The sequence below is a fragment of the Stenotrophomonas sp. HMWF023 genome (assembly GCF_003060985.1).
GTDB classification, from domain to species: domain Bacteria; phylum Pseudomonadota; class Gammaproteobacteria; order Xanthomonadales; family Xanthomonadaceae; genus Stenotrophomonas; species Stenotrophomonas lactitubi.
This window is the reverse complement of the sequence record NZ_QAIJ01000241.1, coordinates 9,946-21,278: the sequence shown is the minus strand read 5'-3', so window position 1 is coordinate 21,278 and position 11,333 is coordinate 9,946. Positions and strand designations below refer to the sequence as shown.

Below are 11,333 nucleotides of genomic sequence, written 5' to 3'. Positions count from 1 at the left end.
TGCTGCTCATCGTCAAGCCGCCTCGTACTGGCCGGCGATCCACGTACCGCGCACCTGCAATGCATCGTCCAGCAGCACCAGGTCGGCCTGGTAGCCCTCGGCGATGTGACCCAGGCGATCATCGACATTGAGGAACTGCGCCGGATAGGTCGAGGCCATGCGCGCGGCTTCGGCCAGCGGCTGGCGCAGCAGCTGCACGGTGTTGCGCACGGCGGTGGCCATGTCCAGCGCCGAACCGGCCAGCGACCCCGCCGCGTTGCGCACTACGCCATCGATGGCGGTGATGGTTTCGCCATACAGTACGTAGCTGGGATCGTCCGCACCGACCGGCGGCATCGCATCGGTCACCAGCAGCAGGCGGCCGCGCGGCTTGGCCGCCAGCGCCACGCGCAGGCTGGCCGGATGCACGTGCACGCCATCGACGATGATGCCGATCCAGCTGTCACGATCTTCCAGCGCCGCGCCGACCGCACCGGGCTCGCGCCCCTGCAGCGGCGACATCGCGTTGTACAGATGGGTGAAGCCACGCACGCCGGCATCGAGGCCGGCACGGATCTCTTCATAGGTACCGGCGGTGTGACCGGCGGCAACGATCACCCCGCGTTCGACCAGCGCGCGGATGGTCTCCAGCGGCACGCGCTCCGGCGCCAGGGTCAGCAGGGTCACGCCGTTGTCCAGCGACGACGCCAGGTCGATCTCTTCCGCGTCCGGCACGCGGAACTTGCTGGCATCGTGCGTGCCTTTGCGCGCCGGTGCGATGTACGGCCCTTCCAGGTGGATGCCGATCACGCCCGGCACGCCCTGTGCAATGGCCTCGCGCATCGCAGCGATCGCCTCGCGCATCACACCGAGGTCATCGCTGATCAGGGTCGGCAGCATCGCGGTGGTGCCGAAGCGGCGATGCGCACGCGCAATCGTGCGCAGCGACGCCACGTCGGGCGTGTTGTTGAACAGCGCGCCGCCACCGCCATTGACCTGCACATCGATGAAGCCGGGCAGCAGCCAGCCGCCCCCCAGGTCCACCTGCTCGTCGGCCGTGCCCAGCTGAGGTGCAGCGTCGGGCAGCAGCGCGCTGATGTGGCCGTCTTCGATCACGACTGCAAGATCGTCGCGGAACTCATCGCCGGCAAGAATGCGGGCATTGCGCAGGACGGTTGCCATCACACCGTCTCCGTAACCTTGTTCAGATGCGGCGGCAGATCCGGGTTGAAGCCGCGGCGCAGCGCCAGCGCATTGATCGCGCGGTAGAAGCTCTGCACCGTCAGCAGCGGCGCACACAGCGGATGCGGCGCAGCAGCGACGGGCAGGTTGCCGCCGGCACCAGCCAGCCACACCTGGGCGCCACGTGCGGTGAATTCTTCGGCCACGGCACGAGTGCCGGCACCGGTTTCATCAGGCTGGGCGAAGGCCAGCACCGGGAAGCCGCGATTGACCAGCGCCATCGGCCCATGCTTGACCTCGGCCGAGCTGTAGGCCTCGGCATGCAGGCTGCAGGTTTCCTTGAACTTCAGCGCCGCCTCCTGCGCTGCGCCGAGGCCCAGGCCACGGCCGAGCACGAACAGGTTGTTGGCCTCCACCAGGCCGTCGGTCACTGCGCTCCAGTCGCACTGCCAGGCCTCGCGCATCGCATCGGGCAGCAGGTCCAGGGCATTGCGCAGCGCGCTGTCCTGCTTCCAGTACGCTGCCAGCTGCAGCAGTGCGGACAACGATGCGAGGTAGCTCTTGGTCGCCGCCACGCTTTTTTCCACGCCGGCATGCAGCGGGATCACCGTGTCTGCCAGCTGTGCCAGCGGCGAATCCTCGACGTTGACCAGCGCCACCACACGCGCGCCAGCAGCCTTGGCAGCTTCGGCATTACGCAGCAGGTCCGGACTCTTGCCGGACTGCGAAATGACGATGAACAACGCACCGCGCAACTGCAACGGTGCGGCGTAGACCGAACCCACCGACGGTGAGGCCGAGGCAACGACCAGTCCCAGCTGGGTCTCCAGCAGGTACTTGCCGTAGGTCGCGGCATGGTCGGAGCTGCCACGTGCGCAGGTCACCACGAACGGCGGCGGCGCAGCGCGCAGGCTGGCTGCCAGCGTTTCCATCACGGCATGGTTGCGGGCGAACTGGCGGGCAACGACGTCAGCCGCTTCGGCGGCCTCGGCGAACATCAGGGTGGCGGTGGGGTCGGACAGCGACATGGCAGGCTCAGGAAGGATCGGAAGGAAGGGGACGGGCGGCGGCAGGCCGCATCGGTGCGGTCGAGCCACGCACCACCAGCTGTGGCACGAAGCCCTGGTTGTGCAGCGGCGCCGGCGCATCGTCGTAGGCATCACTGCGCAGCTGCGCGATCAGCAGACGCGCGGCATGGCGGGCGATGTCTTCGGTGGCCTGCTTGGCGGTGGTCAGCGGCGGCCACGACTGGCGCGAGAACGGGCTGTCCTCGAAGCCGGCGATGGACAGGTCGTAGGGCACGTTCATGCCGGCCGACTTCGCTGCGGCCAGCACACCGGCGGCGATTTCATCGTTGGAACCGAAGATGGCGGTGGGCGGTTCGCGCAGTGCCAGCAGGCGCCGCGCACCGCGGAAGCCATCGTCGAAGGTGTAGTCGCCCTGCACCACCAGGTGCTTGTCCACGGTCATGCCGTAGTCCTTCAGCGCGGCTTCGTAACCGGCGTAGCGCTCGCCCGACGACCGGTGCGAGGTGCCACCCCAGAGGAAGCCGATGCGCTGGTGACCCAGCTGGATCAGGTGTTCGGTGATTTCGTAGGCGGCTTCGCGGTCGTCGACGAACACGCAGGCGCCATCGGCCGGATCTTCGGTGGCCGCGATGATCCGCACCAGCTTGATGCCCCGCGCAGTGAGCGCCTGGATCAGGTCGCGACGTTCGGACATCGGTGCGGTCAGCACCAGCCCGGCCAGGCGCGAACGCTGCACCCAGTCGGCCAGTTCATCGGCCAGCAGCGGCGAACTGGAATCGCACGGATGGATCTGCAGGCCGAAGCCGGTTTCACGGCAGGCGGCGAGCACGCCGTTCTGCACGCCGATGATGTGGTACGGATTCGGGTTGTCGTACACCAGCCCGATCACGAAGGTGGTGCCGCTGCGCAGGTTGCGCGCGGAGGGATCGGGTTCGTAGTCGAGCTCGGCAATGGCACGCAGCACCCGCGCACGGGTGGCCTGCATCACCGAGGGCTCGTTGTTGATCACCCGCGACACCGTCTTCAGCGAGACCTTGGCCTTTTCGGCAACGTCCTTGATGGTCGCTCTGCGCATCGGCTTTTCCTGGGGTTGGCTGCCGTCCATCATCGCCGATCAGCCCTTGTCCTGCGGCAGGCCGACGCGATGGCCGACCACCGAGTAGAACAGGATGTACAGGTAGCACGGCACCATCAGCAGCAGGAACACCAGCTGGAAATCGATGTGCTGCTTGAGCACGGCGAACAGCTGCGGAATGATCGCGCCGCCGGCGATGCCCATCACCAGCAGCGCCGAACCGGTTTCGGTGAAGCGGCCCAGGCCACGGATCGCCAGCGGGAAGATCGCCGGCCACATCATCGCGTTGGCAAAGCCCAGCAGCGCCACGAAGGCGACCGACACATAGCCATGGGTGAAGAAGGCGCCCAGGCAGAACACCACGCCCAGTACCGCCGAGACGGTCAGGTAGCGCGACTGCGAGACCACCTTCGGGATCAGCAGCAGGCCCACCACGTAGCCCACCAGCATCGCGCCCAGGGTGAGCGAGGTGAACATCTTGGTCTGGTCCAGCGGCAGATCGAAGCCATGACCGTAGGTACCGATGGCATCACCGGCCATCACTTCCACGCCGACGTAGACGAACAGGCACAGCACGCCCAGCCACAGATGCGGGAACTGGAAGATACTGCTGCGCTCGGCCTTGCCCGGCGCGCCGGCTGGGGTGGCATTGGCCTCGGAGGCCTTGATTTCAGGCAGCGGCGAGAACAATACCGCCACCGCCAGCACCACCAGCAAGCCGGCCATGGCCAGGTATGGCGCATGGATCTTGGCGGCGAATTCGTTCAGCAGCTGCGCCTTGGTCGCTTCATCGGCAGCGGCCACCGTGGCCGACAGATCGCCGATGCCGTGCAGCACCACCGTGCCGATCAGCACCGGCGCCAGCATGCCGGCGATCTTGTTGCAGATGCCCATCATTGCGATGCGCCGTGCGGCCGTTTCAATCGGGCCGAGGATGGAGATGTACGGGTTGATCGCGGTCTGCAGCAAGGCAAGTCCACTGCCGATCACGAACAGGCCGCCGAGCGCGCCGGGGTACCAGCGCTGGGTGGCGAATTCACCGAACAACGCAGCGCCGCCGGCCATCACCAGCAGGCTCAGGCTCAGCCCCTTCTTCATGCCGGTGCGGCGCAGGATCCACGACGCCGGCAGGGCCAGGAAGAAGTAGGACAGGTAGAACACCATCAGCACCAGGAAGGCGCCGACCTCGCTGAGCTCGAAGGCGAGTTTGACGAAGGTGATCAACGGGCCGTTGAGCCAGGTGAAGAAGCCGATCAGGAAAAACAGCACGCCGACGATGGCGATGGACGAGGCCACGTTCGGGCGTGCGCTTGCAGCGGGGACGGCTGACATCAGGAAGGCTCCTGCGGCGACGGCCGCAGAACACGGCGTCGGAGAGTGGCTGGGAACAACGTTGTCACATTCTTTCGGTGGACGACGACCGTTTGTCAACTTCCATGCACGGCCCACCACACCGGATGCTGCACTGCGCAAGCCCGCTGCACGGCCATCCGCTGAATGCGCTTCGCCCTTGAAGCCCCTTGCTGCAACGGTTCTGCCATGGATGCCGCACTCACGCCATGTAAACGTTTACGGCGATCTGCATTCGCTGCGGCGCAGCAACGAAAGTGTCACGAACTCGTTGACATCGTTGTCAACGCGGTTACAGACTCCGCCCCAATCGCCGGCTTCATCGTTGCCCTTCCCGGGGCCGGCCCCACCTGCTGCAGGAGCCCGCGTGACCGCCAGCCATCCCGCCCCGGCCCATGTCCTGTCCCGCGTCGCGCCCTCGTTCCTGGCTGCCGACGTTGGCGGCACCCATGTGCGTGTTGCCCGGGTCCAGGCCAGTGGCGACGATGCCCATCCGGTGCAGGTGCTCGATTACCGCAAGTACCGCAATGCCGACCATGCCGGGCTCAGCGCGATCCTCGCCGACTTCCTGGCCGAAGGCCCGCGCCCGTCGCACTGCGTGGTCGCCACCGCTGGCTATGCCCGCGAAGACGGCACGGTGATCACCGCCAACGTGCCATGGCCGTTGTCGGCCCGGCAGATCGAGGCCGACGTCGGCCTGCAGCGGGTGCACATCGTCAATGACTTCGAAGCCGTGGCCTATGCAGCCGCGCAGGTCGATGCCAGTGGCGTGCTGCACCTGTGTGGTCCGGACAGTGCACCGCGCGGCCCGACCCTGGTAGTCGGCCCCGGCACCGGCCTGGGTGCAGCGTTGTGGATTCCCACGGCCAACGGCCCGGTGGTTCTGGCCACCGAAGCCGGCCAGCCGACCCTGGCCGCCAGCACCGAACTGGAAATGGCGATCGTCCGCCACATGCAGCGCGACCGCGCGCATGTGTCCATCGAACATGCGATCTCCGGCCCCGGCCTGATGAACCTGTACCGCGCGATCTGCGCACTGCAGGACCAGGCGCCGGCGCTGGCCAGCCCCGATGCGGTCACCGCTGCGGCAATGGCCGGTAGCGATCCGCTCGCACGGCAGGCGCTGGATGTGTTCTGCGGCCTGCTCGGCAGCACCATCGGCGACATGGCCCTGTTCTATGGCGCCCACGGCGGGGTTTACCTGGCCGGTGGAATCCTGCCGCAGATCCGCGAGTACCTGCGCACCAGCACCTTCGTCGAACGCTACCTGCAGAAGGGGCCGATGGGCGAGGCGCTGGCACGCATCCCGGTGAAGGTGGTCGAACACGGACAGCTGGGCGTGATCGGCGCTGCCAGCTGGTACCTGCTCCACGCCGACGCCTGAACCTGCAAACGGCTTCAACGCAATCGCAGCACGCAGTACGTGGCACGCCAATGCCCGGGACATCGCCGCCGCCCCGCGCACGTCATCGCAACCGCAATCCCATATCGCCGCCGGCATCCAATCGAGTGATGAGGAGAGACATCATGAATACCCGCAAGACCTTGCTTTCGGCCGCCATCGTCAGCTGCATCGCCTTCAGTGCGCACGCGCAGCAGGCCGCCCAGACCGCCACCGATCTGGACACCGTCACCGTTACCGGTATCCGCGGTTCGATGGAAAAGTCGCTGGACACCAAGCGCGAAGCCAATGCGCGCGTGGAAGTGGTCACCGCCGAAGACGTGGGCAAGCTGCCGGCGCACAACGTTGCCGACACCCTGCAGCGCCTGCCGGGCGTCAACATCAGCTCGTCCAGCGCCGATGAAGGCGGCTTCGACGAAGCCGACCGTGTCAGCCTGCGCGGCACCAGCCCCAGCCTCACCCAGACCCTGATCAACGGCCACACCGTCGGTTCGGCCGACTGGTTCGTGCTCAGCCAGGGCAACAACGTCGGCCGCAGCGTCAGCTACTCGCTGCTGCCGTCGGAACTGGTCAGCTCGGTGGAAGTGAACAAGTCCTCGCAGGCCAAGCTGCAGGACGGTGGTACCACCGGTACCGTCAACATCATCACCCGCAAGCCGCTGGAGTTCTCCAAGCAGTTCACTGCTGAAGGCTCGATCGGCATGGTGCGTTCGGACCAGGCCAAGTCGAACGACCCGCAGTACTCGGCATTGTTCAACTACAAGAACGAAGAAAACACCTTCGGCGTGATGGTGCAGGGCTTCAGCCAGAAGCGCGAACTGCGCCGTGAAGCGCAGGAAATTCCGGGCGGCTTCTTCAAGATCGGCGCCGGCGATCCGGTTGCCAAGACCAATCCGGACCTGATCGGCGTCAACGTCCCCGGCCTGCTGGGTTCGACCCTGTTCGAACAGACCCGTGAGCGCAAGGGTGGCCTGGTCTCGCTGCAGTTCAAGCCGACCGATACCCTTACCCTGGGCCTGAACGGTTTCAGCTCCAAGCTGGAAGCCAACAACTACAACCGCAACTTCATGATGTTCGGCAACAGCTTCGCCAAGTCGCAGGCGCCGAATCCGGGCTATGTGGTCAAGGACGGCGTGCTGACCAATGCCACCTACGCGGGCGTGCCGGGCACCAATTACGCGGTGTACGACATGATCTACCGCGAGTCGACGGCCAAGTCGAGCTACGTCACCTTCGATGCCGACTGGCAGATCAGCGACAGCCTGACCGCCAAGTTCCAGGCCGGCAGCACCAAGGGCACCGGTGAGACCCCGCGCCAGTACATCGCCGAGGTCACCGTGGGCAGCGGCGGTGGCGCCAGCTGGGCTACCCATGGCGCCGGCTCGCCGATCGACTGGAACGTCGGCGGCGACCTCTCGCCCAATGGCGTCACCAGCTTCGGCACCTGGGGCAACCAGCAGGTCACCGCCGAAGACAAGGAGAAGTGGGCCACGCTCGACTTCAACCAGTACTTCAACGATGGCGGCGTGCTGAGCTCCATCGACTTCGGCCTTCGCTTTGCCGACCACAAGCGCGAAGCGCTGTCGCCGGAGGGTGCAACCCCGGGTGACATCTGGAGTGCGCTGAAGAACGGTGCCACCTCCAACTATCCGAACGGTTTCGCTGGCGATATCGGCGGCACCTTCCCGCGCAACATCTGGTACTTCACCCCGGGTGCGCTGAAGGATGCGGTGACCAACAACTCCACCTGGCTTGCCGGCAACGACGGCCCGACCGGCCGCCACAACTACGGTGCCGAGTGGCAGGTGAAGGAAAAGAACTTCGCCGGTTACGTGCAGGCCAACTTCCGCGGTGACTGGTGGAGCGGCAACGTCGGCCTGCGCTACGTCAACATCAAGCAGGACATCAACACCTACAACGCCGTAAGCAAGGCTGCCGATGCAGATGTCAGCAGCCTGTTCGGCATGTGGGAGAGCGTGGCCTTCCAGAACAAGCGCAACCGCGTGCTGCCCAGCGCCAACATCAAGTTCGACCTGGACGACAAGCTGGTGCTGCGCGTAGCGGCCTCGCAGACCCAGACCCTGCCCGACTACTCGGCACTGGGCGCGTCCTCGTACGGTTCGGATCTGAACCGGACCGGCGGCGGCGGCAATCCGAACCTGAAGCCGACCCTGTCCACCAACCTGGATGCCAATCTGGAGTGGTACTTCATGCCGCGCGGCCTGCTGTCGATCGGTGCGTACCACATGGACCTGAAGGACTACATCGCCTTCGACGTGGTTTCGCGCCAGCTGTACAGCGAACTGACCAACCAGCTTGAGACCTACCAGATCTCCACCCCGATCAATGCCGACGGCAAGGTCACCGGTGTGGAAGTGGCTTATGAGCAGCCGATCGGCGAGTACTTCGGCGTCAATGCCAACTACACCTACGCCAACGGCAGCACCGCGCACACCTGGTCGGACGGCTCGCACAACCTGCTGGGCACCTCGAAGAACACCTACAACGTGGGTGCCTACTTCGAGAACGAGCGCTTCGGCGCGCGGGTCAGCTACACCCACCGTTCCTCGTTCCTGATCAGCCTGTCGGGCACCAACCCGTACTACCAGGATGACTTCGGCACGCTGTCGGCGTCGCTGAGCTTCAAGGCCACCGACTGGCTGAGCATCAGCCTGGATGGCCTGAACCTCAACAACCCGACCTACAAGTACTACCAGACCGCGGCCATTCCGACCTCGTTCTACAGCAACGGTCGCCAGTACTACCTGAACTTCCGCTTCAAGTACTGATCCAGCGGCAGCTTCATCGCCGAGTCGTGCACGCACGCCGGGCCTGGGTCATTCCGGGCCCGGCGTTTTTCATGTATAGCGAACATCGCACCCGATCCAAGGAGTCCTTCCGATGACGAAGCCCACCCGCGCCAGGATGCGCAGCCTTCTGTTGCTGGGCAGCCTGCTGGCCGCCCTGCCCGTGCTGCCGGCACTGGCTGCCGATGCCCCGGCACTCGATACCGGCCCCGGACCGCAGCTGCGCGCCGGCAGCCTGATGTTGATTCCCGCACCGGCCAACGTGCAGCGCGGCAACGGCGTTGGCATCACCGTCGGCGCGGCCACCGTGCTGCAGGCCGATGGCGAAGCCGCACAGCGCGTCGCTGCACAGTTCGCCGATCTGCTGGCGCGCAGTGGTGGGCCGCGCCTGGCAGTGGCCAACGGCAAGGCCGTCACCAAGGGCGGCAGCATCCTCTTCCAGATCGTGCCGACCTTCCGCGACAGTGGCGAGGGCTACACGCTGGAAAGCACCGCGCAGGGTGTGCTGGTGCAGGCCGGCAACGAGACCGGCCTGTTCTACGGCGCCACCACGCTGGCCCAGCTCGCCACCGGCGGCAGCAACGGCGTGCTGCCGGCCGTGCAGATCCAGGATGCGCCGCGTTTCAGCTGGCGTGGCTTCATGCTCGACTCGGCGCGGCACTTCCAGAGCCTGGACGAGATCAAGCGCGTGCTCGATGCGATGGCCGCGCACAAGCTCAACACGTTCCACTGGCACCTGACCGACGACCAGGGCTGGCGCATGGAAATCAAGCGTTACCCGAAGCTGACCGGAGTCGGCAGCTGCCGCCTGCCGGCCGGTGACGGCGGCATCGATCCGGTCAGCGGCAAGGAGCATCCGTACTGCGGCTTCTATACGCAGGACCAGATCCGCGAAGTGATCGCGTACGCGGCCGCGCTGCATATCCAGGTGATTCCGGAGATCGATGTCCCGGGCCACGCCACCGCTGCCATCGCTGCCTATCCGGAACTGGGCACGATCAACACGCCACTGAAGCCGTTGAGCGAATGGGGCGTGTTCCCGAACCTGTTCAACGTCGAGGACGGCACCGTCACCTTCCTGGAAAACGTGCTGGAAGAAGTCATCGCCCTGTTCCCGGCCAGGTACGTGCACGTGGGTGGCGACGAGGCAGTGAAGGACCAGTGGGAGGCGTCAAAACAGGTGCAGCAGCGCATGCGCGCGCTCGGCATCAAGGATGAGATGGCCATGCAGAGCCACATCATCAAGCGCCTGGAAACCTTCCTGGAAGAACACGACCGTCGCCTGATCGGCTGGGACGAAATCCTTGAAGGCGGCCTGCCGCCGCAGGCCACGGTGATGTCCTGGCGCGGTACCGAGGGTGGGCTGGCTGCGGCCAGCGCGGGCCACGATGTGGTGATGTCGCCGGTCAGCCATCTGTACCTGGATTACCTGCAGACCGCGTCGCCGAACGAGCCGCCGGGCCGGCCGACGCAGGTTAACCTGGCCAAGCTCTACAACTACGAACCGGTGCCGGACGAACTGGCGGCCGACAAGCGCGGCCACATCCTCGGCCTGCAGGCGAACATGTTCACCGAGCACACGCGCACCTACGCACGTCTGCAGCACAACCTGTTCCCGCGACTGGCCGCCGTGGCCGAGACCGGCTGGAGCACGCCGGAACATCGTGATTTCCGCGACTTCCTGGCCCGCCTGCCCTCGCAGCTGCAGCGCTATCGGGCCTGGGGCCTGGCCTACGCACAGACGCCGTTCGAAGTAGGCGTGGCCTACACCGATGACCGCGCGGCGAACACGGTGACCGTGTCACTGGCCAATCCGCTGGGCTATGAAGTGCGCTACAGCAGTGACGGAAAGCCGGTGACCGCACAGTCGCCGCTGTACCAGCAGCCACTGACGTCCACGCTGCCCGCGACGGTGCAGTCGGCTGCGTTCTACCAGGGCCAGCCACTGGCAGCGAAGCCGACGGCGGCGTCGTACACCGCGCAGTCGCTGCTGTCACGGCACAGCGAAGAACTGCGCAGCTGCGTGGGTGAGAAGGGCCTGGTACTGCGCCTGGAAGACGATGGTCCGCGCGAAGGTGCGCGTGCGGTGTTCACCGTCGACATCTTCCAGCCGTGCTGGCGCTGGCCGCAGGCGCAGCTGGATGGCATCGGCAGCGTGGAAGTGCGTGCGGGCCGTATTCCGTACTACTTCCAGCTGGCCCACGACGAGCCGAAGCGCCGCTTCGAGAAGGCCCGGAGCGCGCACGGCGAAATGCTGATCCGCCGCGGCGACTGCACGGGCAAGGTACTGGCGCAGGTGCCGCTGCCGGCGCAGACCGATGCAGATGGCTTCGTGACCTTGCGCGCGGCGCTGCCGAAGGGCACCTCGGGCACGGGCGATCTGTGCATCAACTTCACCGGCGACACGCGCCCGGCGATGTGGGTGCTGGATGAGGTGACGCTCCGGTAGTTGCCAACCTTGGTTGGCGCTTTGCGGCCGGATCCACGCATGGCGTGGATCTACTGGTAGG

At 66.0% G+C, this 11,333-nt stretch carries 7 protein-coding genes; 3 read left to right on the top strand and 4 right to left on the bottom strand.

Annotation, left to right across the window (positions count from 1 at the left end; translation table 11 throughout):
- Positions 1-12 precede the first annotated feature (12 nt).
- Genes nagA through DBR20_RS13400 form a run of 4 tightly spaced genes read right to left on the bottom strand, consistent with a single transcriptional unit; the run spans position 13 to position 4,596 of the window.
- Positions 13-1,161: an N-acetylglucosamine-6-phosphate deacetylase gene (nagA, locus tag DBR20_RS13415; protein WP_108266524.1), complete on the bottom strand. Its 1,149-nt coding sequence runs from the start codon at positions 1,159-1,161 to the stop codon at positions 13-15.
- The gene (locus DBR20_RS13410) at positions 1,161-2,189 is read right to left on the bottom strand and encodes an SIS domain-containing protein (RefSeq protein WP_108266523.1); all 1,029 of its coding nucleotides are present in this window, start codon (positions 2,187-2,189) and stop codon (positions 1,161-1,163) included. Before DBR20_RS13410 ends, nagA begins: the two co-directional genes overlap by 1 nt.
- Before the next feature lie 7 nt (positions 2,190-2,196).
- Positions 2,197-3,264 carry a LacI family DNA-binding transcriptional regulator gene (locus tag DBR20_RS13405; protein ID WP_099821016.1) on the bottom strand — a complete coding sequence of 356 codons (1,068 nt, stop codon included), beginning with the start codon at positions 3,262-3,264 and terminating at the stop codon, positions 2,197-2,199.
- A 39-nt stretch (positions 3,265-3,303) separates the two neighbouring features.
- Positions 3,304-4,596, bottom strand: a complete 1,293-nt coding sequence (locus DBR20_RS13400; protein ID WP_108266522.1) for a sugar MFS transporter — start codon at positions 4,594-4,596, stop codon at positions 3,304-3,306.
- A 385-nt stretch (positions 4,597-4,981) separates the two neighbouring features.
- Between DBR20_RS13400 and DBR20_RS13395 the strand changes: the two genes are divergently transcribed.
- The 3 genes from DBR20_RS13395 to DBR20_RS13385 all read left to right on the top strand — a co-directional run bounded on the left by DBR20_RS13395 (position 4,982) and on the right by DBR20_RS13385 (position 11,272).
- On the top strand, positions 4,982-5,998 hold the full coding sequence (locus DBR20_RS13395) for a glucokinase family protein (RefSeq protein WP_099820930.1): 1,017 nt from the start codon (positions 4,982-4,984) through the stop codon (positions 5,996-5,998).
- Positions 5,999-6,141: 143 nt separating this feature from the next.
- Positions 6,142-8,805: a TonB-dependent receptor gene (locus DBR20_RS13390; protein ID WP_108266521.1), complete on the top strand. Its 2,664-nt coding sequence runs from the start codon at positions 6,142-6,144 to the stop codon at positions 8,803-8,805.
- A 112-nt stretch (positions 8,806-8,917) separates the two neighbouring features.
- Positions 8,918-11,272, top strand: coding sequence for a family 20 glycosylhydrolase (locus DBR20_RS13385; RefSeq protein ID WP_108266520.1), 2,355 nt, complete (start codon positions 8,918-8,920; stop codon positions 11,270-11,272).
- The last annotated feature ends 61 nt before the right edge of the window (positions 11,273-11,333 follow it).